This window comes from Paenibacillus glucanolyticus (assembly GCF_037333485.1).
Lineage (GTDB): Bacteria > Bacillota > Bacilli > Paenibacillales > Paenibacillaceae > Paenibacillus_AQ > Paenibacillus_AQ glucanolyticus.
Genome location: NZ_CP147845.1, coordinates 2,354,329 through 2,379,174, shown reverse-complemented (window position 1 = coordinate 2,379,174; position 24,846 = coordinate 2,354,329). Strand labels below are relative to the sequence as shown.

General features: G+C 49.8%; 29 protein-coding genes. 6 read left to right on the top strand and 23 right to left on the bottom strand.

The features are described from left to right. Window positions 1–21: 21 nt before the first annotated feature. The 11 genes from smc to WDY75_RS11405 form a co-directional block, all read right to left on the bottom strand. Window positions 22–3,591: a chromosome segregation protein SMC gene (smc, locus tag WDY75_RS11455; RefSeq protein ID WP_063480039.1), complete on the bottom strand. Its 3,570-nt coding sequence runs from the start codon at window positions 3,589–3,591 to the stop codon at window positions 22–24. A 198-nt stretch (window positions 3,592–3,789) separates the two neighbouring features. Further along, a complete protein-coding gene (gene rnc / locus WDY75_RS11450) occupies window positions 3,790–4,488 on the bottom strand; it encodes a ribonuclease III (RefSeq protein ID WP_006211373.1) in 699 nt (232 codons plus the stop codon). Window positions 4,489–4,500: 12 nt separating this feature from the next. Then, a complete protein-coding gene (fabF, locus tag WDY75_RS11445; protein ID WP_006211374.1) occupies window positions 4,501–5,739 on the bottom strand; it encodes a beta-ketoacyl-ACP synthase II in 1,239 nt (412 codons plus the stop codon). Between the two features lie 162 nt (window positions 5,740–5,901). Then, window positions 5,902–6,135, bottom strand: a complete 234-nt coding sequence (gene acpP, locus WDY75_RS11440; RefSeq protein WP_006211375.1) for an acyl carrier protein — start codon at window positions 6,133–6,135, stop codon at window positions 5,902–5,904. A 109-nt stretch (window positions 6,136–6,244) separates the two neighbouring features. After that, window positions 6,245–6,994: a 3-oxoacyl-[acyl-carrier-protein] reductase gene (gene fabG, locus WDY75_RS11435; protein WP_036642018.1), complete on the bottom strand. Its 750-nt coding sequence runs from the start codon at window positions 6,992–6,994 to the stop codon at window positions 6,245–6,247. 47 nt (window positions 6,995–7,041) lie between these two features. Continuing rightward, window positions 7,042–7,974 (bottom strand): ACP S-malonyltransferase, encoded by a 933-nt coding sequence (gene fabD, locus WDY75_RS11430; protein WP_063480040.1) that lies wholly within the window; start codon window positions 7,972–7,974, stop codon window positions 7,042–7,044. A 49-nt stretch (window positions 7,975–8,023) separates the two neighbouring features. After that, window positions 8,024–9,013: a beta-ketoacyl-ACP synthase III gene (locus WDY75_RS11425; protein ID WP_006211378.1), complete on the bottom strand. Its 990-nt coding sequence runs from the start codon at window positions 9,011–9,013 to the stop codon at window positions 8,024–8,026. 8 nt (window positions 9,014–9,021) lie between these two features. Beyond that, window positions 9,022–10,008 (bottom strand): phosphate acyltransferase PlsX, encoded by a 987-nt coding sequence (gene plsX, locus WDY75_RS11420; RefSeq protein WP_006211379.1) that lies wholly within the window; start codon window positions 10,006–10,008, stop codon window positions 9,022–9,024. Window positions 10,009–10,033: 25 nt separating this feature from the next. Then, window positions 10,034–10,600, bottom strand: a complete 567-nt coding sequence (gene fapR, locus WDY75_RS11415) for a transcription factor FapR (RefSeq protein WP_036642423.1) — start codon at window positions 10,598–10,600, stop codon at window positions 10,034–10,036. 183 nt (window positions 10,601–10,783) lie between these two features. Next, on the bottom strand, window positions 10,784–10,957 hold the full coding sequence (gene rpmF, locus WDY75_RS11410; protein WP_006211382.1) for a 50S ribosomal protein L32: 174 nt from the start codon (window positions 10,955–10,957) through the stop codon (window positions 10,784–10,786). 53 nt (window positions 10,958–11,010) lie between these two features. After that, window positions 11,011–11,520 carry a YceD family protein gene (locus tag WDY75_RS11405; protein WP_036642015.1) on the bottom strand — a complete coding sequence of 170 codons (510 nt, stop codon included), beginning with the start codon at window positions 11,518–11,520 and terminating at the stop codon, window positions 11,011–11,013. A gap of 198 nt (window positions 11,521–11,718) precedes the next feature. On the opposite strand from WDY75_RS11405, the gene WDY75_RS11400 reads away from it, so the two are divergent. Then, on the top strand, window positions 11,719–12,954 hold the full coding sequence (locus tag WDY75_RS11400; RefSeq protein WP_063480041.1) for a nucleotidyltransferase: 1,236 nt from the start codon (window positions 11,719–11,721) through the stop codon (window positions 12,952–12,954). On the opposite strand, the gene WDY75_RS11395 is transcribed toward WDY75_RS11400, so the two are convergent. Continuing rightward, window positions 12,944–13,984 (bottom strand): SepM family pheromone-processing serine protease, encoded by a 1,041-nt coding sequence (locus WDY75_RS11395; RefSeq protein WP_063480042.1) that lies wholly within the window; start codon window positions 13,982–13,984, stop codon window positions 12,944–12,946. The two genes, WDY75_RS11400 and WDY75_RS11395, sit on opposite strands and share 11 nt — an antisense overlap. Window positions 13,985–14,097: 113 nt before the next feature. Here WDY75_RS11395 and WDY75_RS11390 point away from each other — a divergent pair, with 113 nt between their 5' ends. After that, complete coding sequence (locus WDY75_RS11390; protein WP_036642010.1) at window positions 14,098–15,330, top strand: nucleoside recognition domain-containing protein; 1,233 nt, start codon at window positions 14,098–14,100, stop codon at window positions 15,328–15,330. Here WDY75_RS11390 and coaD read toward each other — a convergent pair. Both coaD and rsmD read right to left on the bottom strand, forming a co-directional pair. Further along, entirely contained in the window at window positions 15,308–15,823 is a 516-nt protein-coding gene (coaD, locus tag WDY75_RS11385) for a pantetheine-phosphate adenylyltransferase (RefSeq protein WP_006211388.1), read from the bottom strand. The genes WDY75_RS11390 and coaD overlap by 23 nt on opposite strands. Then, entirely contained in the window at window positions 15,813–16,418 is a 606-nt protein-coding gene (gene rsmD, locus WDY75_RS11380) for a 16S rRNA (guanine(966)-N(2))-methyltransferase RsmD (protein ID WP_040680801.1), read from the bottom strand. The genes coaD and rsmD overlap by 11 nt, the downstream gene beginning before the upstream one ends. A 525-nt stretch (window positions 16,419–16,943) precedes the next feature. Between rsmD and WDY75_RS11375 the strand changes: the two genes are divergently transcribed. After that, entirely contained in the window at window positions 16,944–17,621 is a 678-nt protein-coding gene (locus tag WDY75_RS11375; protein ID WP_231888197.1) for a hypothetical protein, read from the top strand. Next, window positions 17,551–18,915, top strand: a complete 1,365-nt coding sequence (locus WDY75_RS11370; protein ID WP_231888199.1) for a stalk domain-containing protein — start codon at window positions 17,551–17,553, stop codon at window positions 18,913–18,915. Before WDY75_RS11375 ends, WDY75_RS11370 begins: the two co-directional genes overlap by 71 nt. Window positions 18,916–19,029: 114 nt before the next feature. Here WDY75_RS11370 and WDY75_RS11365 read toward each other — a convergent pair whose 3' ends face one another. The 5 genes from WDY75_RS11365 to WDY75_RS11345 form a co-directional block, all read right to left on the bottom strand. Then, window positions 19,030–19,158, bottom strand: coding sequence for a hypothetical protein (locus WDY75_RS11365; RefSeq protein ID WP_006211391.1), 129 nt, complete (start codon window positions 19,156–19,158; stop codon window positions 19,030–19,032). After that, window positions 19,155–19,688 (bottom strand): accessory gene regulator B family protein, encoded by a 534-nt coding sequence (locus WDY75_RS11360; RefSeq protein WP_006211392.1) that lies wholly within the window; start codon window positions 19,686–19,688, stop codon window positions 19,155–19,157. The genes WDY75_RS11365 and WDY75_RS11360 overlap by 4 nt, the downstream gene beginning before the upstream one ends. After that, complete coding sequence (locus WDY75_RS11355; protein ID WP_082834426.1) at window positions 19,636–20,346, bottom strand: hypothetical protein; 711 nt, start codon at window positions 20,344–20,346, stop codon at window positions 19,636–19,638. Before WDY75_RS11355 ends, WDY75_RS11360 begins: the two co-directional genes overlap by 53 nt. A 261-nt stretch (window positions 20,347–20,607) precedes the next feature. Then, the gene (locus WDY75_RS11350; RefSeq protein ID WP_006211394.1) at window positions 20,608–20,715 is read right to left on the bottom strand and encodes a YjcZ family sporulation protein; all 108 of its coding nucleotides are present in this window, start codon (window positions 20,713–20,715) and stop codon (window positions 20,608–20,610) included. 212 nt (window positions 20,716–20,927) lie between these two features. After that, complete coding sequence (locus WDY75_RS11345) at window positions 20,928–21,182, bottom strand: helix-turn-helix domain-containing protein (RefSeq protein ID WP_006211395.1); 255 nt, start codon at window positions 21,180–21,182, stop codon at window positions 20,928–20,930. Window positions 21,183–21,359: 177 nt separating this feature from the next. Here WDY75_RS11345 and WDY75_RS11340 point away from each other — a divergent pair, with 177 nt between their 5' ends. Next, a complete protein-coding gene (locus WDY75_RS11340) occupies window positions 21,360–22,031 on the top strand; it encodes a tetratricopeptide repeat protein (RefSeq protein WP_063480044.1) in 672 nt (223 codons plus the stop codon). An 80-nt stretch (window positions 22,032–22,111) separates the two neighbouring features. Here WDY75_RS11340 and WDY75_RS11335 read toward each other — a convergent pair whose 3' ends face one another. From WDY75_RS11335 to rpiA, 4 genes are all read right to left on the bottom strand, one after another. Continuing rightward, complete coding sequence (locus WDY75_RS11335; RefSeq protein WP_063456013.1) at window positions 22,112–22,747, bottom strand: GDSL-type esterase/lipase family protein; 636 nt, start codon at window positions 22,745–22,747, stop codon at window positions 22,112–22,114. 131 nt (window positions 22,748–22,878) lie between these two features. Continuing rightward, window positions 22,879–23,310: a GNAT family N-acetyltransferase gene (locus WDY75_RS11330; protein WP_063480045.1), complete on the bottom strand. Its 432-nt coding sequence runs from the start codon at window positions 23,308–23,310 to the stop codon at window positions 22,879–22,881. 28 nt (window positions 23,311–23,338) lie between these two features. Then, complete coding sequence (locus WDY75_RS11325; RefSeq protein WP_063480046.1) at window positions 23,339–23,788, bottom strand: MarR family winged helix-turn-helix transcriptional regulator; 450 nt, start codon at window positions 23,786–23,788, stop codon at window positions 23,339–23,341. A gap of 49 nt (window positions 23,789–23,837) precedes the next feature. Further along, entirely contained in the window at window positions 23,838–24,554 is a 717-nt protein-coding gene (gene rpiA / locus WDY75_RS11320; protein ID WP_006211400.1) for a ribose-5-phosphate isomerase RpiA, read from the bottom strand. 90 nt (window positions 24,555–24,644) lie between these two features. Here rpiA and WDY75_RS11315 point away from each other — a divergent pair, with 90 nt between their 5' ends. After that, on the top strand, window positions 24,645–24,842 hold the full coding sequence (locus tag WDY75_RS11315; protein WP_006211401.1) for a hypothetical protein: 198 nt from the start codon (window positions 24,645–24,647) through the stop codon (window positions 24,840–24,842). Window positions 24,843–24,846: the final 4 nt, after the last annotated feature.

Sequence of the window (24,846 nt, the reverse complement as noted above, 5' to 3'; positions counted from 1 at the left end):
CATGTGATGGTTTATGTTAAATTAGGCGATCTCCGCTTCCTCATCCTCAAGTCTAACCGACACCAGCTTCGACACGCCGCCCTCTTCCATCGTGACGCCGTACAGTACATCCGCCTCTTCCATCGTTCCCTTGCGGTGTGTGACCACAATAAACTGTGTTTGCTCGGAGAACTCCCGCAAATACTGGGCAAAGCGTACCACGTTCGCTTCATCAAGCGCCGCTTCGACTTCATCAAGCACACAGAACGGAACCGGCTTCACCTGTAAAATGGCGAACAGCAGCGCCATAGCGGTTAATGCACGCTCTCCCCCGGACAGCAGCTGCAGGTTTTGCAGCTTCTTGCCGGGAGGCTGGGCAACGATATCAATCCCCGTCTCAAGCAATCGATCCGGATCAATCAGGACCAGATCAGCCCGTCCGCCTCCGAACAGCTTCGTAAACACCGTACCGAACTCGCGCCGGATCGCATCAAACGTCAGCTTGAAGCGCTTGGACATTTCATCGTCCATTTCTTTAATCACCTGATACAGCGTAGTTTTCGCTTCGACCAAATCCGCCTTCTGCTCGCTCAAGAACAGATACCTCTCATTGACGCGCTGGTACTCTTCAATGGCCCCCAGATTCACATCACCAAGAGAAGTTATAGACCGTTTCAGATCACGAACTTCATTCTGCGCTGCCGGAATGTCTTCGGGAATCGGATACCGCTGCTTGGCAAGCTCGTAACTCAGCTCATAGTCCTCGCTTAATTTTTTCAATATATTCTCAAGCTCAACATCGAGCCGGTTTACTCCAATTTCGGTCTGGCGAAGCTGATCGTCCACAGCCCGCAGCTGAGTCCGCTGCTCCTTCGTTTCACTCTCTTCGAGCTCCAGTTTCCGGCTTAATGCGCTGCGCGCTGCCCGTTTGAATTCCAGCTGCTGCGTAGCTTCTTCCTTCTTCAGCTTGTACTGATTCAGATCCTCGATCTGCTTCACGCTCTCGCTTTGGTTCTGATTGAGGTCTGCTTGAACGGAGGCCAGCATCGTGCGGTTCTGCTTCTGTTCCTTCTCATGGTTGTCCACATCCGATTGAAGGCGTTTGAGCTGCTCCTCCAGCGAGAAGGTTTCCTGATCCAGTTTACCTTCGCGAACCTTAAGATTCGTCAGTTGACTCTGAAGTTCTTCCTTCGCCGATTCGTTTGCTTTACGGGCAAATTCAGCAGCCTGGATCGCTAGATGTGTCGACTTCTCCTCGTCTTCAAGCTCAGACAATAACTTCTGTGCCCGAACACGGTTTTCCTGAATTTCTTTTGCTTCCTTCTCGTGGCTGCTCTTCTCCTCACCGGCTAGCTCTGCTTGCTCAAGGACGTGGCGCAGCTCATGATCGAGCTGCTTACGGTCTCCCGCTGCCTGCTGTTCCTCGACACGCTTGTCGTCCCCGGCTCTTCGAAGCTCGTCCAGTTTATCCTGAGATTCAACCATTTGATTCCGGACGCTTTCAATGCCCTGCTGGAGCTTCTCCAGCTGCTTCTCGGTTTCCGTGATTTCCTGATCCAGCTGCTCCAGCTGACGCTTACGGCCCAGCAGACTGTTCGTTTTCTTATGCTGACTGCCGCCTGTCATGGAACCGCCGGCATTAACCACGTCCCCTTCGAGGGTGACCACGCGGAAGCGATAGGAGAATCTGGCTGCAATCTTGTTCGCCTGCTCCAAAGTCTCCGCAATGACAACATTGCCAAGAAGACTTCCGACAATGTTGCTGTATCTTGAATCGTATTGAACCAGCTCGGAGCCGAAGCCCACAAATCCGGCTTCCCCTTCTGCCAGCGTTCGATCCGATGCGGATACATTCCGCGGACGAATGACGTCCAAAGGAAGAAATGTCGCCCGTCCTAACTGACGCTGCTTCAAGAAGGCAATCGCCTGCCTGGATACGGACTCGTTCTCCATGACGATATGCTGAACAGATGCCCCGAGAGCTGTCTCCATCGCAAGCTCCAGCTTTTCCGGTACGCGAATAAGCTCTGCTACTGCGCCGTGAACACCTTGAAGCACGGATTTGCGAGAAGCCTTCAATACTTCCTTAACACCCAGCATAAATCCGTCGAAGTCGTCCTGAAGCTCCTTCATGGTATCACGGCGCGAAATTTGCGCTTCCCGCTTCTGCTCCCATTTCCGAAGCGCTCCCTGCGTCTCCTCCTGCAGCTTCTGCAGGGATTGATACCGCTCGCTCTCACTGATATAACCGCTGCGGAGATCCGCGATCTCTTTGCCGAAACGTTCGATGCTGCGATCAATGCTCTCTTTGCGCTTCAGTAAATCTTCTTTCAGCGCTTCCCATTTGCCGGACTCCTCTTGTGCCCGGTTCATCCGGCGATCCAGCGCTTCTTGCTGCTGGTCCGCATAGCGGATTTCATTCCGCGCTTGAGCCATTTGGTTCATCAGCTCCAGCAGGTTCCCTTTCAAGCTCTCTTCCTGCTGCTGGCTGATTCCACCGGTTACGCCAACCAGCTTCGCTTCTTCCGCTGACAGCTGATCCCGCACATGAGTTAATTCCTGCTGCAGCTCCTGCAGCTTGTTCTTCATTCTAGCCAGCTCGCCCACGCGCTCACCTAATCGATGATCGCCGGAGTGCAGACTCTCCTCCAGCTGCTCGCGTGTCCGTTCCAGGTTGCGGCGGCGCTCCTTAAGTACCTCACCGTAGCCCTCGCTCTTCTCAAACAGCTCGCTGAATTGAAGCAGCTGGCTCTGCAGCTCTTCCACTTCCTCTTCCAGCCGGCGAAGAGCCGATCTGTCGCTCTCCAGCTTGGCATCATGGGCGGACACCACAGTAGACAGGGCAAGCTGCTCTTCCTTCAGCTGCTCCAGCTTCGCATTGGCTTCACTCCATGAGGTATGTATCTGCTCAATTTGATATACATACAGCGAAATTTCCTTGTGTTTCAGCTCCTCGCGGAGTTCCTTATAACGAAGCGCCTTCTCAGACTGCTCTTTGAGCGGCCCGATCTGATCTTCAAGCTCTGTAACCAGATCGTGAATACGGAGCAAATTTTGTTCCGTTTCATCCAGCTTGCGCACAGACTCTTTTTTACGTGATTTATATTTAACGATCCCGGATGCTTCCTCAAAAATTCCCCGGCGATCTTCTGATCGTGTGCTCAGAATTTCCTCAATGCGCCCTTGTCCAATGATAGAATAGGCTTCTTTACCAATCCCGGTATCCATGAACAGCTCCGTTATATCCTTCAGCCGACAAGACTGCCTGTTGATGAAATACTCACTGTCACCGCTGCGGTGTACCCGTCTTGTTACGGTCACCTCATTAAAATCCAGCGGCAGTACATGATCCTCATTGTCCAGCGTAAGGGAAACCTCACCGAAATTGACCGCTTTACGCGCGTCGCTTCCGGCAAAAATAATGTCTTCCATCTTGCCACCGCGAAGCGATTTGGCGCTTTGTTCACCAAGTACCCAGCGGATCCCATCCGAAATGTTGCTCTTGCCGCTGCCATTCGGACCAACAACGGCTGTAATTCCCCGGACAAATTCCATCTCTGTCTTGTCGGCAAATGATTTAAATCCTGCTAACTCGATCCGTTTCAAAAACATATTCGACCTATCACCTCTCCTGCTATTGTAACACAAGTAGAATCGGCTTCACCGCCGTCTTTGGACGAGGTCCACTAACGTCATAAACAGCTGTCCCTAAGGCAAATGCCAGACAACGAAAAGAGCAAAAAACAGTCATCCTATCCGGTTCCGCTTGACTGCTCTTTGCTCTTTGTTTGTCATCACATCAGCGAAGCTTTAGGCATCCGCACGTTTCAGCTGCTTTAAGGCTACTGCCGCTGCTTGCTGCTCGGCTTCTTTCTTGGATCTGCCGCTTCCGCGTCCAAGACATTCGCTTCCCATGTATACCTCCGAGACAAACTCCCGCTCATGTGCCGGTCCTCGCTCTTCTACGATACGATATTCCAGTGCGCCCATGCCGTGATGCTGGGTCAGTTCCTGAAGCTCGGTCTTATAGTCGCTCATCTGCGGACGACCATTGACGGTCACCGAGGGAAAAACATGGTCGCTCAAAAACCGGCGAACCGCTTCCAATCCCTGATCCAGATAAAGCGCCCCCACAAATGATTCAAATACATCAGCAAGAAGAGCAGGGCGGGTTCGACCGCCCGTCATTTCCTCTCCTTTGCCTAACAGAACGTAACGACCAAAGTCCAGACCTACAGCGAATTGTACCAACGAAGGCTCGCATACGATCGCGGCCCGCAGCTTGGTTAATTCGCCTTCCGGACGGTCCGGAAAAAGGTTGTATAGGAATTCGCTGACCGTCAGTTCCAGAACGGCATCTCCTAGAAATTCAAGGCGCTCATTGTCCTGGCTCTGACTGAAGCGATGTTCGTTAACATAAGATGCGTGGGTAAAGGCCTGCTTCAGCAGCATTGCATTGCGAAACTGGATTTGAAGTTTATGCTGTAACTGCTTCAGATCTCCACTCAACACACTGTCCCCTTACTCGGCGTATTTTTTCAGGATAATCGTAGCATTATGCCCGCCAAATCCGAACGAATTGGACATGACGATATCCAAATCGGCTTTACGCGGGTGATTAGGAACGTAATCCAGATCACATTCCGGATCCTGATCCTCCAGATTAATTGTTGGTGCAATAATTTGGTTCTTCAGGCTCAGCCCGCAGATAACGGCCTCAACGCCGCCAGCTGCTCCAAGCAAGTGACCTGTCATCGACTTGGTTGAGCTTACGGCAACTTTGTAGGCATGGTCACCCAGTGCCATTTTAACCGCCTTCGTCTCCGAACGGTCGCCGACCGGTGTTGAAGTTCCGTGAGCATTAATGTAATCTACTTCCTCCGGCTCAATGCCCGCATCGCGAATGGCCATCTTCATGCAGCGTGCTGCTCCGTCCGGATCCGGCTCGGTAATATGATGAGCATCGGCACTTAAACCATAACCGATCACCTCGGCATAGATTTTAGCTCCGCGTTTTGTTGCATGCTCTAAAGATTCGATCACGAGCACACCCGCACCTTCACCCATGACAAAACCGTCACGACCGGTATCGAATGGCCGGCTGGCCTTCTCCGGTTCGTCATTGCGGGTTGACATTGCACGCATAGCGCAGAAACCAGCCATTCCTGTCGGACGAATCGTTGCCTCCGCTCCGCCGCAGATCATCACATCTGCATCACCGCGCTGGATCAGACGGTATGAATCACCAATAGAATGCGTTCCGGTAGCGCAAGCTGTAACTTGCGTTGTGTTCGGACCCTTGGCTCCGAGATTGATCGACATTTGGCCGGAAGCCATATTCGCGATCATCATCGGAATAAAGAATGGGCTTACACGTTTCGGGCCCTTCTCCAGCAGGATGTTATGTTGATCCTCCCAGGTTCCCAAACCGCCGATACCCGATCCAATCGATACGCCAACCCGTTCAGCGTCGGCATTCACTCCAATTTCAAGACCGCTGTCCTCAAGTGCCTTCGAACCGGCTGCAACAGCAAGCTGCACGAAACGGTCCATTCTGCGCGCTTCCTTGCGATCCATATAATCTTCCGGGTTAAACTCTTTCATGGAAGCTGCGATCTGGGTTGTGTATTCGCTGACATCAAATGCTTCGATGCGGGATACGCCAGACCTGCCTTCCATTAAACTATTCCAGAATGTATCAAGATCTTGACCGATCGAGGTCATGACTCCCATTCCTGTTACAACGACTCTTTGTTTCAAACAAACTCACCTCTATATGGACTGCCCGTCCAGCCATGAAGTCCGAACCTCCGGCTCAAGCTGAACAAAGGCAGTAATAATCTATCACTTGTTGCCACTGAAGCTAGGATTGAATGTGGAGAAGTCCCGCCTTGCTAAAGAACGGGACTTAACTGTAATGACTTAGGTATGAGATTGTATGTAATTTACAACTTCACCTACGGTCGTAATTTTCTCCGCATCTTCATCAGAGATCTCCATATCAAACTCATCTTCCAACTCCATCACCAATTCAACTACATCGAGAGAATCAGCTCCAAGGTCGTCTTTGAAAGATGCTTCTAATGTTACGTCGGCTTCGTCAACACCCAGGCGGTCGATAACGATGCGTTTCACGCGTTCCAATACATCGGACATCCGGCTCACCTCCTCTTGGTAATTATACGAGATATGACTTCAAATTGCCATAGAAGGCATTTGAAAACGATTTAATGTCCAGCGGCCAGCGCCAGATCATCGGCGGCGTCTACATATACATACCGCCATCCACATGCAGCACCTGTCCAGTCATATAGGATGCGCTGGAAGATGCTAGAAAGGCAACCACCCCGGCAATCTCCTCTGGCTGACCGAGACGGGCGAGCGGAATACCGCCGAGCAGACCTTCCCGCATGTCCTCGGAAAGTTCCCGGGTCATATCGGTATCGATAAAACCGGGAGCCACGGCGTTTACCGTAATTCCGCGGGAAGCCAGCTCCCGTGCGGCGGATTTGGTCAGGCCGATAACACCGGCTTTGGCCGCAACATAGTTGGCCTGCCCCGGATTGCCAAGGGCCCCGACAACAGAAGATATATTGATAATCCGTCCATAACGCTGTTTCATCATAGGACGTGTCACCGCTTTAAGACAGTTGAATACCCCTTTAAGATTCGTTTCGATCACCTGATCGAACTCTTCTTCCTTCATACGCATGATTAAATTATCTCTAGTAATCCCTGCGTTGTTCACCAGGATATCAATTCGACCAAAAGTCTCCATTACCTGCTTTACCATGGCTTCGGCTTCTTCGGTTCGTCCAACATTGGATTTTATCGCGATTGCCGATACGCCCTTTGCGCGAATTGCTTCCACAACCTCGGCTGCGGCAGCTTCGCTCCCTGCATAGTTGACCGCTACGTTAGCGCCCAGATCAGCAAGTCCGAGAGCAATGCTCCGGCCAATGCCGCGGGAAGCACCCGTAACAAGCGCAGTCTGTCCTTTTAGAGCTTCACTCATACCTGTTCCTCCTTTCTAGAGTGATCCGACATGGATCAGCAGTTATTTTATACGACAGTCTCCAAGCTGTTGACGCTGTCCAGGCTATTCACGTTAATGACTTTAACCGATTTGTCAATCTTTTTAATTAAACCGCTAAGTACGCTGCCAGGACCAATCTCGACAAAGGTATCCACACCCTGACTGATCATCCATTCCACACTGTCTTGCCACAGCACAGGGGAATATACCTGTTCCACCAGCAAACCGCGGATTGCAGCGGCATCGTCCACCGGGCGTGCCGTTACATTGGCAACCACCGGCACGGAAGGTGCATGGAAGGAGGCCTGCTCCAGCTTATCTGCAAGCCGGTTTGCCGCTTCCTTCATCAAGGAAGAGTGGAAAGGCCCGCTGACTTCCAGCGGTATTGCACGCTTGCCGCCCGCTTCCTTAATTCTTTCTGCAGCAGCTGCAACGCCCTGGGCTGAGCCCGAAATGACAATCTGACCCGGACAGTTCATGTTGGCTAACTCCACGACGTGCCCCTCTGCTGTAATGCCACTGCACAGCGTGGTCAAAGCGTCCCGGTCTGCACCAAGCACAGCAGCCATAGCTCCCTGGCCTCCTGGAACCGCTGCTTCCATGTATTCCCCGCGGGCTCTTACGATGGATACCGCTTCTTCAAACGACAGCACGCCTGCGCATACAAGCGCACTGTACTCGCCCAGGGAATGGCCTGCAACGTAATCCGGCTCGATTCCCTTACCGCGAATGGCTTCCAGATAGGCCAGGCTTGTTGCCAACAGAGCAGGCTGCGTATTTACTGTTTGTTTAAGTTCTGCATCAGGACCATTAAAAATAATGGAGCTCAGCGAGAATCCAAGTTTATCATCCGCTGTTTCAAACATATCCTGCACGGAGGGAAGCGCGTCATATGCATCCTTCCCCATCCCGACGGACTGAGCGCCCTGACCAGGAAATATAAATGCTGTTTTACCCAAAATCGTTGGCTCCCTTCTATCTCTATCAAAAGGATCTAAATAAATGCTGTTACCAGATGAGTACCGAGGATCCCCAGGTTAAGCCACCGCCAAAACCAACCATTAATACCTTGTCCCCTTCTTTCAAGCGGCCCGACTCCTGCGCCTCGACAAGAGCTAACGGCACGGAAGCAGCTGATGTGTTGGCGTATTTATCAACATTGATAACAACCTTCTCCTCCGGAAGCTCCAGACGCTCCATAGCCGACTTGATAATCCGGATGTTCGCTTGATGAGGGACAAATAAATCAATATCCTTTTTGTCGATGCCTGCTTTGGACAATACGGCTTCCGTCGCAGAACCCATAACCCGTACCGCAAATTTAAACACTTCGCGGCCATTCATATAAATATAATGTTTATTCGTATTGATCGTTTCGGCAGAAGCCGGCAATCTGGAACCGCCTGCCTCGATATACAAGTGGGCTCCGCCCGCGCCTTCCGCGCCCAGATCGAACGCTTGGAATCCCCTGCCCTCCGGCACTTCACCGACAATCGCAGCTCCGGCACCGTCACCAAACAGGACGCATGTGTTCCGGTCGGTATAGTCCGTGATGCGGGACAAGCAGTCCACACCGATAACAAGAGCATTGTTGTACATGCCCGTCTTCACAAAATTCGTGGCTGTAGCAAGGCCATATACAAACCCCGAGCAAGCTGCCGACAGGTCAAATGCCGCCGCTTTCTTGGCTCCCAATCGATCCTGAAGCAGACATGCTGTGGACGGAAAGAACATATCCGGCGTAATGGTTGCCACAATGATCAATTCCAGATCCTCAGCCTGCATTCCAGCGGATTTGAGCGCATTTACCGCTGCATGATAAGCCAAATCCGAGGTCGCTTCATTCGGTGCGGCAATATGCCGCTCACGGATGCCCGTCATCGAGACAATCCATTCATCGCTAGTATCTACCATTTTCTCCAAATCACGATTCGACAGTATCTTCTCGGGCACATATTTGCCTGTTCCAATAATACCGACCGGACGCAAATTGTTCATGTCCTCACTCACTTCCCGCTGATTTCATTCGAAATACTCTCTACCAACCGATTCTGAAGCGCCGTCCGCGCCTGTCGAATCCCATTCTTGATGGCATTCGCATCCGATGAACCATGGCTCTTAACAACCAAGCCGCTGAGACCGAGGAGAGGCGCTCCGCCATGCTCCTTATAATCCAGCGTGGACTTCAGGCTGCGTAATTCCGGCATCATCAAGGCAGCAGCCATCTTGGTCTTAAGCGACTTGCTGAACTGTTCTTTCAACAGTGAAAAGAGGGCACCGGCTGTTCCTTCAATCGATTTCAATAGGATGTTGCCTGAAAATCCATCACACACAAGCACATCGCAAACCCCATTCATCACATCACGCGACTCCACATTGCCAACAAAATGAATCGGCAGCTCCTCCAGTAATGGATATGCATGCTTGGTCAATTCATTGCCTTTGCCCGGCTCGGTGCCGACATTTAACAGCCCGACCCGCGGTTTGGCGATACCATGCACCTTCTCGCGATACAGACTGCCCATTAAGGCATACTGCTGCAAATGCTCCGGCTTCGAGTCCATATTTGCACCCAGATCCAGGGCAAGCATCCCTTTGCCGTCAAGCGTAGGAATCATAGGCGCAAGCGCAGGGCGTTCTATGCCTTTCATCCTCCCCACAACGAGGAGCCCGGTTGTCATCAGGGCTCCTGTGTTGCCTGCCGAGATCATGGCATCCGCTTCGCCTTCACGAATCATTCGCCCCGCCACAACCATCGAAGCATCTTTCTTCCGGCGGACGGCCTTCACCGGCTCATCCTCCGCTTCAATGACCTCGCTTGCATGAACAACCTTCAGATTAGCTGGCTTGTCTTTAAGGAAAGCTCCCATCTGCGCCTCATCCCCAACGAGGATGATCTCTGTATCCTTCCATTCCTGTGCGGCAATCAGCGCGCCCTCAACATTGCTCTTGGGGGCGTTGTCACCGCCCATCGCATCAACCACAATTCTCATGGCCAAAGTTCCTCCCTTACTTATGTCATTCTCCTGTAGATCGGTAAATTACGAAATTCCCCTGAAACACCATTTCATCAGCGACATAAGTAAACACTTCCACCTTGGCCTTTCCCTTCTGGCCGGCAATGGACCTAACGTAGGCTTTGGCAATGCATTTCTCCCCGAGGCGCACTTGTCTCAGGAACCGTATATCCGCTGAAGAGGTCAATGCGATTTCGTCATTGATAACGGCAATTGCAAGTGAATTGGCTTGTGCGAACACGTAATGTCCACGGGCAATCCGCGTTTTGCTAAATACGTGGTCCTCACGAATTTCAAATATCGATATTCCGCTCTTGTCCAATTGCAAGTCAACAACGTCCCCGATCACTTCTTCAAGCGACAGGGAACGAACCTGGTCATAGGAATGCTCCGCCATTTGCTTCATCCGCTCACGAAGCTCCGGTATGCCCAGTTCCATGCGGTCAAGGCGAATCGTCTGAATGCTAACTTTAAGCTGGCGAGTCAACTCGCGGTCTGTAACAAAGGGATTCTCGTCGATCAGCTGAATCAGCCGCTGGTGACGGTCTTTCTTGGATAAACGATCGATGACGAAACAACTCCTTCTGCCGCTATTAAAGCCGCCATACTTCAATCATATATGTAAATTAGTCGTAAATATTAGAACCTGGTACTAATGTAAAGTATAAATCAAGTCACGTTAAAAAGAAAGGGGGACTTCGGACAAAAAAAATAGCACCTCACCAAAGATGAAGTACTACTTATTTAAAAACTATTGTTTGATGATCTCTCTTGCCTTATACGTTCCGCATACTTTACATACGCGATGAGCAAGTTTCAATTCTCCACATTGCTCGCATTTCACCATGCCTGGCACAGCCAGCTTAAAATGAGTACGACGCTTGTCACGACGTGTTTTGGACGTTCTACGTTGAGGTACTGCCATGTTCCCACCTCCTTATCAGTTCAACCCGCTGAACACGGGTGCCATATCCATCATCATTTAAAGAAGTCCTTGAGTCCGGCCAGCCTTGGATCGATCACTTCCGTATCGCAGCTGCATGTGTCTTCATTCAAGTCCTTGCCACAATTCGGGCAAAGTCCCTTGCAGTCGGCACTACAAACCGGAGCTAGCGGCAGGTGGAGCAAAAATGTTTCTTCTACATAGGGAGTGAGATCCACACTCTCACCTTGTACGTATGTAGTATCATCATTCTCATCCTGAAGGGTTTCAGGATCTTCCACCGGCTGGAATACTTCATGAAAAGGGATGTGCACATGTTCGTTTATCGGCTTCAGGCAGCGGGAGCAATGCATCTCCAGCTCGCCCTGCAGACTTCCACGAACATCAACCGTACCGGAAATCGAAGGTGTTGCTTTCAAATCCACGTCTAGTGGTTGAACAGCAACAATATCTTTTCGGCCCTTAACGGCGTTGCTTACATCCACGGTTTGATGGAACTGTAACGGTTGATCGCTGGTTGTCAATTTACGAAATTGAATTAGCATATCCATCACTCCAAACAAACAAAGATTATTATACCGATTCCGCAAGAGTTTTGTCAACAGGATAACCTTGAAGAACCATTATTGTTTCCCGATATTTCTCATGTTACCCCAAGAACATCACCCGCTAGGGCGACACGTTTATTGTTACAGGAACGTCATGTAATTATGATATATTCTTATCAAGGAGTTGAAAAGCAAATGAAAACGGTTGGTATTGTGGTTGAATATAACCCCTTACATCATGGTCATGTCCTGCATTATCATAAATCCAAGGAAGTAACCGGCGCAGACGCCGTGGTTGCAGTCATAAGCGGCCCTTTCCTGCAGCGAGGCGAGCCCGCAATTGCAGGCAAGCGCGCCCGTGCAGAAATGGCGCTCGCCATGGGAGTTGACCTATGTATCGAGCTCCCGGTCACCTATGCCGTTCAGCCAGCGGAATGGTTCGCGTACGGTGCGGTATCCATTCTGGAGGCTACCGGGGTCGTCGACTGTTTATCCTTCGGTTCGGAGAGCGGCTCGCTGGAGCAGATTCTGCCGCTCTCCCGTTTACTTGCGAACGAACCCGGCGAATTCCGGTCGAAAATTGAACAGCATCTCCGGGAAGGAATGAACTTCCCGTCCGCTTATGGTGCTGCAGCTGCGGCCGTGTTCAGCCAATCCGGACCCGCTGTTAACCCATTGCAGGAACTGCTGACACAGCCGAACAATTCACTTGGGCTGCACTATCTGATCGCACTCAACCGGCTAAACAGCCGTATTACACCTTATACCATTCCAAGAGAACAGGCACAATATCACGATCCGCTCCCAGGATCATCTTCCATTGCCAGCGCAACCGCTATCCGGAATATCATCCTTTCGGAAGGATTGAATGCTGCCAGACCTTACATACCGGAGTTCACTCTGGAGATCATGAACCGGGAAATCCAGGCCGGACAAGCTCCGATCCATTGGGAACGATTTCGCCAGCCCTTGTTTCAAACCTTGCTCACGCACACACCCGCCCAGCTTGAAGACTACCTCGAAGTCACCGAGGGTCTGGAGCATCGCGTACAGCGCATGCTCTCACAGTTGGAGAACCCGACGGTTGAAGGACTCCTTGGAGCGCTGAAGACCAAACGTTATACGCGTACCAAGCTTCAGCGCATGCTGCTGCACATCATGCTGAACCATGACAAGGGCTCTATGAGCCCTGAAGAGCTCGCCAAAGGTCCCGGGTATATTCGGGTACTCGGATTCAACGAGACCGGACGCGGGCTGCTGAAACGGATGAAGAAGAGCGCTACGCTTCCCGTGATCCAAAAGCCCACGCTACTTCAGCATCCTCAGCTGGAACGGGACCTGATGGCTGCCGCCGTTTACGCGAACGGTCACCCCGTGCCGGATATCCGCCACTTCTACAGCGACTACCTGCTGCCGCCGCTCACCCCTTAGGCGGCAGCTCCTCTAAGTAATCCACGGCATCCTGCAGATCCTCAACCGGCACAAGCTTCATATCCGTGTTGATTCGGTCCGCCCGCTTCTTGGCTTCGTCATAATTTTTTTGTGGCACAAAAAAGAAATCGGCTTCCTTCCGGTCCGCAGCAACAATCTTGTGCTTCACTCCCCCGATGGGGCCTACAGCACCTGATTTATCAATGGTGCCAGTTCCAGCTATCCGGTAACCTTTACTTAAATCTCCAGCGGTGAGCTGATTGTAAATCTCCAGGGTAAAAATAAGCCCGGCCGACGGCCCCCCGATATTCGTATCCGCGAAGTGGATCGTGTGGTCCGGATCAGCCGGCTCCACCTTCTGCATCGTGGCAATCATAACGCCCAGACCTGGACGCTCCGCGCCTGTCTTATCATCCTTGATGCTAACCAGCTTCACCTGTTCCTTAACGGTTTTCCCTTTGCGGTCAAGCTCTACGGACACCACATCACCTATGCTTTTTCCACTTAACAGGCTGGCAATTTTCTCATTATCCTCCGCCGGCTGCCCATCCACCTTAATCAGTTTGTCCCCTGGCCGGAAATGCTCGGCATTGGCTGAATTCTCAGAGATCGACATGACAAATACATAGGCAGGCTCAATACTGTAATCCACCTCGGCTTCCTGGTAGGCAGCTTCCATTGCGGCAGACTGGGAGGAATTCATGTAATACACCTGTGTGGCTGCATATTCATCCTTGCTCTGCTCGCCCATCTTTTCCGCCTTCTTTACAACCTCTGCATTGGGATTAAACGCAGACAGCATTAACAGCGCAATATTCGCATAACTTGCCGACACGGTTGTCATCATAAATGTTCCCTCTTCCGCCGGATCGCCCTTCTCTACGCTAATCATCTGGCGAACCTCCTCAGCGCTTCCCGGCTGGTATACGAGATAAGGGGTTGGCATATAAACGACAACGTACAGCATAACCCCGACCAACAATAAATACAGCGCGATTTTTAAGCCATTCGGTTTTACGGACTTCTTCATGTATTTCCCTTCCCTCCGCCTTATATGTCCAGCCTTCCACCAAGTTTGGTCTGACGGTTGTCTCCCTTGCATAAAGTTGTACTAGCCATGTTTACGCAGAAAGGAGATTCCTTATGAATAAAGGCAACGCCGTCAAGTCATCAAACGGGCTGTGGAACACCATCCTCCTGGGGGCCGCTGCTTTCCTGCTTGTACTGGCTGTCGTCAGCGCACCCGAGCCTGCCTTCCAAGCCACCCTGCAGGCACTCAAGCTATGGTGGAACATCGTATTCCCCGCTTTGCTTCCTTTTCTCGTCTTGGTGGAAATACTCATTGCCTACGGCTGGGCCCATGGAGTTGGCGTTCTGCTAGACCCTCTGATGAGGAAAATATTCAAACTTCCCGGTACTGGCGGCTGGGTTCTCATAACAGGAATGACAGCCGGGTTCCCGGCAGGAGCACAGGCTGCCTCCGGTATGTACAAACAGGGCGAGCTCCATGCCAGCGATGCCGGCAAGCTCGCCGCTATATCCCATTTCTGCAATCCGATGACCATTCTCGTTGTCATCGGAACCGGGCTGCTGCATAAACCTGAAGCAGGCTACCTGCTGCTGATCGTTCACTGGATTTCCGGACTGCTTGCCGCTTGGACATTCGGTCTATTCAGTAAAAATTCCCATACAGCAAACAGGCAGATCGCTGCACTGCCCCTGAACCATACACACATGAACGACTTAGCCAAACACCCCATCCTGAAACGCGCCTCCGCCGCAGCGCTGGATGCTCATCAACGGGATGGCCGGGGCTTCGGCAAATTGCTGGGCGATTCCGTTACCCGTTCGGTCCAGACCTTAATGATGACAGGCGGCTTTATATTGTTCTTCGCCGTCATTATAAGAGTATTGAGCAGCCATCTGCTGCCGCAGCTTCCGTCATATTTCACATCAGGATTACTGGAAATCCATCTCGCAGCCCAGTCTATCAGCACCTCAGCATTCTCAACAGGAACCCTGCAGCTGGCCGTTCTGTCTGCCGCACTGGCATGGAGCGGGATAAGCGCCCAGCTGCAAAGCCTGTCCCTGATGCGGGAAACCGGTCTCTCCTGGCGTTTCTTTATGATGAAGCGCGCCCTGCATTCCGTGTTCGCTTTTCTGATTACAATCGCATTATGGAAACCCGCCAGTGCTCTTTCGGCAGGCATTGTACCGGCGTTCCGAACGGAGCCTTTAGAGCATGCAGCCACAGAACAGCTTTTTAATTTTTGGAGCGGTTTTCCTTCATTTTTGCAGTTCCAGGCCGTGATTTGTTTGTTGTTGATAGCTGTTTTCGGGTTGTGCTCCCGCTTTATTGAGCGTTATCGCCGCTGAATTTGCGGCGTAGGGCTGCATCAACCTCGCGGCTCACCAGATCCGTAGTATCTCCATTAAAGTGGGCAATCTCTTTAACAAGACTTGAGCTTAAGAACGAATATTTCGGATGGGTCATCATAAAGATGGTCTCCGCATCCGGGTTCAGCTTGTGATTGGTGGAAGCCAGCTGAAGTTCATATTCAAAATCGGTGACCGTGCGAATGCCACGTACGATGACTTGGGCATTCTTCTGGCGGATATAGTTCGCCAGAAGGTCGCGGAAGCTGTCGATTTCGACATTAGGCAGGTGTTTTGTGGCCTGTCTCAACAGTTCCGTCCGCTCCTCCACCGTAAACAGCGGATTTTTGCTTAAATTATTCAACACGCCTACGATCAGCAGATCAAACTGCTTCGAAGCACGTGTGATGATGTCCATGTGACCCATTGTGACCGGATCAAAGCTGCCCGGGTATACGGCAACGCGATATGTACTAGTATTCTCATTTGTCATCCTGTAATTCCTCCTCGTCAAGCTTGCCCGCTTGATCTTGCGCAATTTCATAACGGTATATCGATATGGCGGTCTCTCCATACTTCACGGTCCGGAGACAACAAAAATCACCAAATTTCTCAGGATAATTGTAACTCGATTCGTATTCCAATACCACCACAGCCAGGTCTTGCAGCAAACTTCGCTCGGCCATATCCACCATCAGCTCATCACCGTTCTTGAATCTGTATGGCGGGTCCAAAAAGACCAGATCGAATTTGAAGCTGCGCTTCTCGAGTGCTTTAAGTGCTCTTGCCGCATCGTTGCGGTATATCTCGGCTCTTTCCTCAAGCCGGGCAGCCTTCAAATTATCCTTGATCGTACTGATACTTTTCGGCTCCACATCAATAAAAACAGCACGATCAATTCCCCGGCTTAACGCCTCAATACCAAGGCCTCCCGTACCTGCAAACAGGTCAAGCGCGGTTCCCCCCTCAAAGTAAGGGCCGATCATACTGAATATGGATTCTTTCACTTTATCCGTCGTCGGACGGGTGCTTGTACCTGGCACACTTTTGAGCGGCCGGCCTTTAGCACTTCCGGATACTACTCTCACTGCTTCATTCACCCGTTTCATTATCCAAAAATTTAATGCCATGACAACGCCATGGACAGTGATTATCGTAACACAATCATCCCATATATGAAAAATGAAACCTCATGGCTCCCAAGTTTTTTTCTAAGTAAGGTATATTTAGGCAGCAGCCGGGCATCCTTGAAATATCGACATCAATGAATGTCGTAGACAACCGCGGAGAAGACTTACGTTTCCCCATAAGCTCTTCGTCCGGTTTCTCCTCTCCCATGAGGGAGTCTCTCCGGAGGCTCCCGAACAAAAGCCCTGTAATGGCAGCATGGATTACGGGGCTTTTGTTCTTTTTTATTCAGGGTGGCACATAAGGTGGCGTAACCTCATCTGCTTATAAATAAGTTAAGCGCTCCTCATATTCGGGGAGCGTTTTTTTGATTCTCTTTTTATGCTATCAAGCCATTCGCTCATGCAGGAATAACAGCTATTTTGTCGAAATCAATTAAGCTGTTTGAAAAATATTCCTGTTTGTACAGAGGAGAGGTCATGTAAGTGAAAAGAATGTTGTATATTCTCGTCTTGTTCAGCATGCTGGCAGGGCTTGGGTTAGCTGGGACAACGCAAGGCATTGCTTTTGCGGAGGAGTCCGAGCTCCAGATCAAAGACATTGCGGGAAGGAACACCTATCTGATGAGTGATGGCTCGATGTGGTCTTTGATTGACGGGCGCCATGCTATCCGGACACCCGGTACAGTCGCTGCCATCAGTGGTTATGAGTATAGGGGCATCGGCATGACGAAGGATGGCCGATTAGCGGAATGGGACATCGGCAAGGGTCCCCAGGTCGTTCCGGGAACAAGCGGTGTGAAGCAGATCGCGGGTTCCTACTGGCTGAAGTCAGACGGGACGGTATGGTTCGGCAATGAAAAAGCAAAGAGCCTCAGTGGCATTATGCTGATCGCCAATGCGGATCAGGAATTTGCCGCATTGTCCTCGAACGGAGAGCTGCTGTTGGAGGATAATTACAAAAGAGGTCAATTCAAAAAGCTGGGCATCGTGGAAAGCCCGGTCACGGTTAGATCCATGACGGTTCATAGCGGGCGTGTTGCCCTCCTGCATGACAACGGTGATGTCGTAGTGTACGAGACGTCCAACTTCGATGATAACGGGGCGCATCATACCGGTTACCGTGGCCCAGAATGCAGTTCATATCGTGTATGTCTCGAATGAGCCAACGGATCTTCTGATTGTGACACTGAAGGACGGAACCGTTTGGACAACGGGTGTGTATAAAGACCGCTGGAAGCTCAAAGAGCAGGTCTCCGGACTTAGCGGGATCGTTAGGACATCCATAGATGGGAATGCAACGGATCTGTCGGAGGGGTTCTATGCACAGCGTGCGGATGGAAGCTGGATACATCATAAGGGTGGACAGAACAAGCCTGTTGATGTGCCTGTCGTTAAGAGCTTATCGATCTCGATTTCCGATGCCAAGCCTTTTGTAGGGGACACACTGGAAATGAGTATCCAGGAAACCTACACCAATGGGGCCAAGATCAAGGTACCTGTTAAAGATGCCCGGATCGACATCGAGAAGCCATATTTAATGAACATGCAAAAGAACGGCACGCTAAAACCTGCGGGCGTTGGCAAGACACAGATTACGGTAGCCTCTGGCGGCCTGTCTAAGTCGGTAACGGTATCGTCCAGTCTTCGCAGCAATTTGAAATATGCCAAACAGGTCAATGGGAATGTCATGGTTCCAGCGAGAACCATCATTCAGGCACTCGGCGGCACGTATTCGGCTAAAAACGGAGGCATCGAAGCGAAGTTTGGCGAGAACGTGCTTTCGTTCAAAGCTGGCAGCAGCCAAGCCATCCTGAATGGTAATCCTATACGTCTGAAGGCAGTCCCACTTACGGATAAAGGCGAGTTACTGATTCCGGCTGCTGTGTTCTCCGATGCGCTGGGAGCCAAAATCAGCTGGGATGCCAAGTGGAAACAAGCGGATATCTCCTTCGGAGATGCAACCCTGACCGTTGTCTCCAGCGAAACGGCTGGATTGATCAAAAAAGCGATGCAGGGCAGCTTGGTTAAATTTATCGGCCGAACGTATTGGGTGAACGATTTTGAAGGCTTGGAACGCTTCTCCAAATTAAAGGTAAGCGATATTTTGCCGGACGACAAAGGTGAATTCAACGTTATCTTCACATCAACATCAGGAAAAACAGTGAAAAGCTATCCCATGCGGTCATCCGAAGTAATGCAGCTGTTTGCAGATCGTTCTTCATTATTAAATTACGATCCCTATCAAAAATATAAATGGTCCGCATCGGTGTGGAAACAGATTAAAGCAGGCCAGGTATCCCTCGGCATGACCAAAGAGCAGGTACAGCTTTCATGGGGGAATCCGGCAGCCAAGGACATTACCACTGGTGGTGGAAAAACCATTGAAACCTGGGGGTACTCCAATTTCGATATCGTATCTTTTGTGAACGGAAAAGTAATATTGATTATGATGTAATGATTAACGCCTCCAAGTAGTTTGCTTGGAGGCGTTATTGTATACTGATATCCATTATGTTATGAACCGCACCATCATGTGTCGACTCCATCCAGTAAGAATAGTTATAATTGCTTATTTCTGGTTGTTCTTCAGTTCATCAGGAAGCGGCAACGTGCCGACAATGCTCTTGGGCTGCGTGGCGGATTTTAGTGCAGACGACGTTATAAGTTTGGCAAGTATACGTGCTATTGATGGCTTCAATTCCAATTCACCTCCTCTCGTCCTTTCCATAGGGGCACGATTAATACAGCCTGCAAGCAAAACGCCAATGCCAAAATATTGGATACTAAAACAAAATTGCTGCCTACGATGCAGGCGGCAATCCACTTGTACCATGGTTCCCACCGGCTACGACGAACGGCTTCATAATATTGCGGGGCATAAATCAGCATCAGCACAAAACTGATCGTTGTCACACACAGGATTGCCGATGGCGACATGGTGATCAAGGGAATAATCGATGCCGCCATTGCTGTGACGATCGAACATAGTGTAATGGGCAGATGAACTCCTCCCGAAAACCTTCGAAGAGCCATAAAGGAAAACAATGCGAAAAAAGAACCTGCCAACGTATCCAGTATGGTTCCGAACAGCGCTGTCAACACCAGACAGGTGAACAGGTTCAATTTCAATCCAATCCCATAGGTCAGCACCTCAATGGAACCGGGTCCTTCCGGGTCAGCCTCCTTTATTTGGGTTGCCAGGCATTTCGACAGGCTTTCGAGAATCATGATCCTCCCTCCGTTTAGAGAAGTAATAGAGCATCGCATAATTCATAATGGCCAACACCAATAATCCAAGTGGATTTGCACGATACAATAACACTAACGTCAAACAAATCGTAATAACAGAAATCACATTGCCGATCACCAAAACATAGTTATGGTCAGAGAGGTAGTCCTCCTTGGAATAGAAATCATGAGGAGGGCTGGGGATGAAGGAAAACCCGAGATTAAAACGATATAGGCCATATGAGATTAAATACGCGGACAGAATGGAGGTCGCTTGCAGCAAATAGACCAGCCAGCCCATAGATTGCTGTACAACTGTGACCGACATAATACCCGTGTATTGAAAAATAAAATAGAGTACCATTTGCAGCACGGCATAGGCTGTGATTCCCGCTCCGCACATGAACGCTGCCAGATGCAATTTTATTTTCACGGCCAACCGTAAAAACAACGCGAACAAAATATACTGCAAGGGCAAATCGATTTGCGGGACTTCCAAAACAATCCTTATTATGTAAGAGAAAACGGCAATAAAAAGAACAAATCCACCTATTTTGTAGCGGTACGTCCAAATCGGAAGTTTAAATAATTTCATGATCAGCAGCAGCATTGCCAATGCATCTAAAATCCCCAAACCAATGTATAATACAATATCCACGTGACACCGTCCTATCGGTAATATACTAAAATTATATAGGACAAACATTACTAATAAACAGACAATTTTCGACAAATCCTCAATTTAATATTGAATCCGCGATGAATAACTTTATTTTTCACAGACAGTTCTCTCCAAAAAAAACAGGACCGTCCAAAGGAGTCGGTCCTTCCCTTGGAACGGTCTGTCGTTGTGACTGCTCATGCTGCCTGATTGGTATTCACCTATTGATTCATTTGAATTGTTCATTCAAAAGATGGATTAGATAAATGCGCGAGTAATGATCACCAACAAGATGAATAACACCAAAATAGCACCAACAGAAGAACCATATCCATAACCGCCATAACCTTCTACTACTCCGCTCACATGAATCCCTCCTTTTTTGAACATACCACATGTTATGTCAGTGGCTTATAAGTGGACTAGGCTGTCGCCTGTTCGAAATAAGAATAGTGATTTGGCCCAGATGTGTCTGGAGAGGGGTTTGTTGAACGCCATTCCTTCTCCTTGATCCCATATCAAAAAGGCGTAATGAAACGATCCGTCGTTCATCACGCCTTCATGTAACTGTTAACTTCTTAAACCTGTGCAAGCTGCTCTTGTTCATCCCGCTCATTGTCATGGTCTGGAGTTGAATTTCGTCTGCGACGATCGACCAAACCTTCCTCGCCAAATTCACGGTATTTACGCATCCATACTTTCAGCCGTCCGATATCTGATATTTGCAAGGCGGATGCTACTTCTTTCTTAGTCATTCCTTCCAGCCGCATGGCGACTGCCTTCTTCTTCGTTTCGAAACTGTAATGATGGAATATCTGTCCCTTTTTCGCCATGATTATCACCTCTTTACTACACTATATCGGTTATCTTCGACCGTCTTTCAATACCTATGACCTATTCCGACATGCGCATGCCATCAAGGTCTATAGAACCGAAGACATTTCATCCTAAAAAAATTCATGATATGGTATAATTTGTGCTATACATTCTATAGAAATCGAGGGATCTGTTTGATTAAATTAATACTGTTTGGATTTCTGTTTTACATTTTCGGCAATCCGTTTACAGCCATCCTGGTTCTGCTTCTCATTGTCTATGTGCTGGATCGCCGTTTTGTCGGTATATTCCCAAGCTTTACGAAGCCGATCAAACGTGCAAGAAATATCTCCAAGCTGCGAAGACAGATTGCAGTCAGCCCAAGCGATGTCTCATCCCGGCATGAGCTTGCCAGGTTGCTTCTGGAGCGGCGCAAGCATGGGGAAGCATTGCAGCTTCTCGAATCCATTCAATCAAGCTCGGAGGATTCCGCCGAGTTCTGGGACGATCTGGGCAGCGCTCGCTTACATACCGGCAGCATCGCTCAAGGCGAGGCTGATATTCTTCATGCACTGGAGATCAACCCAAGGGTCAAATATGGCCGGCCTTATCTGCGCCTCGCTGATACGTTCCGAGATACTGACCGCGAGAAAGCACTGCAATATTTGGAGCAGTTCCACTCCATTCACTCCTCCTCAAGCGAGGCCTACTATTTACTTGGTTATATGTATCAATCGCTCGGAAGGACCGAGGATGCCAAGAAATCTTATCAGGAATCGCTGGACGTTTATCGATCACTGCCTAAATATAAAAAACGGCAGGAACGCAAATGGGCTGTACGGAGTTTTTTTCGGAAATTATTGTAGAACATACAGGAACGTACAACAAAGGCGTCCTCACTGGTCAAATGACCAATGGACGCCCTTTTTGTCTGATGAAACATTTTTCAACCCAGAGGCTTGTACCCAAGCCGGTTTAGCTGTTCTGCAATGACTCGGTACCCTCGGCTGTTTGGATGAATGCCATCCACCGACAGCAGTTCCTTCTCTCTGCCTGAGAATTGCGAGTACACATCAGCAATACGAAAATAGCCATCACTTAACCCCAACAAATGCCGATTGAACCGAACTACGTATTCCGTAGCTTCTGTCCAGACCGGATAAGGATTATACAAACCGATAGCACGAATATAATACGGCTTGCTAACAGGTGACTTTATTTTCCGGATATGTCCGACGATGTTTGCTACATGATTCTGACAGCGATACAATGCAGCATCCAGCACTTCCCGGCTCGGACGCCCCCCGGTGGACTTCACGGCACGTATCAGATCATTGCCCCCGATGGATATCGTTATAATCTGGGCCTGCTGCAGATGATAACGATAAGCCGGAGACTGAACCACCCGATCGTATAACTCATCCGAGGTTAATCCGTTGACTCCCAGATTTTCGTGGGCTACGAACTGGCGAAGCTTCTCCTCCGCCATCCGGCGGTATAACGGAACAAAACCGCTGCCTGGCATGGCCCCAAACCCGAAGGTCAAGGAATCGCCGACAGCGGTATAATGGTACACCAACATGTTCACCCCCTGCCCGCTCGTTACGACATTATATGAATCATGCCTTGAACGGGAAACGGTATATTGTCTCGAATGGCAATTTTAATTCCACTTCACAACGATGAACATGCTTTCTCTATGTCAATAACAGCTTATTCTTCTGATTCCTCGACCTCATAAATGCAACGGAATCTCTCTACACCCGGATATTTCTCCCCTTGGCTGTAAACCTCAAATCCGATATTGCGGTAAAAGTCCACGGTCTCTTCGTCCGTCTCCGCAATGACACGATCCGGTTTGGGCTGAAGCTCAAGCAGCAGTTCCAGAATCATGCCCCGTCCGTACCCCTTACCCCGATTCTCGGGAAGAACCGCGATATGTCTTATCGTAAGCTCGTCCTGCTCAACGTCAAAACCGATGACTCCCACTAGAAGCCCGTCTTCTTCATATCCGAATAGCCGGCTTTCACCGGTCTGATAAGATGAGACCGCGCGTTCCACCGCCTCTGGATCCGGAAAGACCGAGTATTCCAGCAATTCCTTCACTTCTTGCTGCATAGCCTGCGTAGTTATATCTTTAAGCATACTGATCTCCAATCTGTTTTAACTAGGACTATAACATCTTCTCAGCACTGATACCCAGCTTCCGCAGCAAAACGGCCGCCTGCGCTCTCTCGTCTTCCGACAAACCACTGAGCACCTTCACCATCAGCTCCTGATGAACCGGGAAGATGGCTTCAAAGAATTCTTTCCCCTCCGCGGTTAACTCAGCGTAAATAACGCGGCGATCCTCAGCGGAAGCCCGGCGGACGAGCAGGTTTTTCTTCTGGAGCTTGTCCACCACGTATGTAATGTTACCGCTGGAAATTAGTACCTTCTCACCGATTTTCTGCAGCGGCTGCGGCCCCTTGTGGTATAACACATCCAGCACACCAAATTCCGTGGAATTCAGTCCGTGACTGTTGATGCTCCGATTCGAATGCGTCATGACTGCGTTATAAGCTCTAGCCAGCACCACCAGCAAATATAATGGGTAGTCCTCTTGTTCTTGAATATCCGACATACTTCACCCTCCGAAAGATATCATGTAATTAAGGTTAATGAACGCCGGATCAACTGTCAAATATATTCTTCGCCTCAGAGCTGCCGGAATGCAATATCCGAACGGTTCCATCCTGACAGCCAATAATTGCTTGATCCGCCATACCGATAAACAGCCCGTGTTCCACTACGCCCGGTATGGAGCCAAGGCGCATACTCAATTCCTCAGGGTGGGTAATGAGCTGGAATTTGCAATCCGCAATATAGTTCCCATTATCCGTGACATAAAACCCTTCGGACAGGTTGCGGCGTATCTGCACCGAACACCCAAGCCGGGCCAGTGACTGAACCGTCCACTCATAAGCAAACGGTACAATTTCAACCGGCAGTGGAAAAGCTCCTAGCTGAGTTACTTGCTTGACCTCATCGGCGACAATCACGAGCCGGTCACTTTGATAGGCGGTAATCTTCTCCCGAAGAAGCGCTCCGCCTCCGCCCTTAATTAACCGCAGACGATCATCCAGTTCATCCGCTCCGTCAATGGTCAAATCCAGACGATCCATATGTTGTACGGGTGTCAGGGATATCCCCTGTTCAACAGCAAGCCTCTCGGATGCTTCAGAGGTAGCCACTGCCTGAATGTTAAGTCCTCCTCTGACCATCTCTCCAATTTTTAAAATGGCGTAATAAGCAGTAGACCCTGTACCGAGGCCTATCCTCATTCCATCCTGCACATACTTCGCTGCATGCTCTGCCGCGATTTTCTTCATATTCTTTTCATTTGTCATATCGGCCCCGCTCCTTCGTCATAAGCAGCATCAAATGCTATAATATTGGGTAAAGTGGTGGATTTCAAACCAAACGAAAGGATTTATACCATGCGAACAGAAAATCAAATCAAATCCAAGATCAATGAACTTACAATGCAAAAGAAAATGCTGCAGACCCGACTAACGTCTCTTGAAGAGAACAGTCCTCAGCGCAGTTCCCTTCTCCATCAGGAAACTCGTCTTGACGATATGATCACCATGCTGGAATGGGTATTGTTTGAGCCAAACGGCTCTTATCATATGTAAGGAC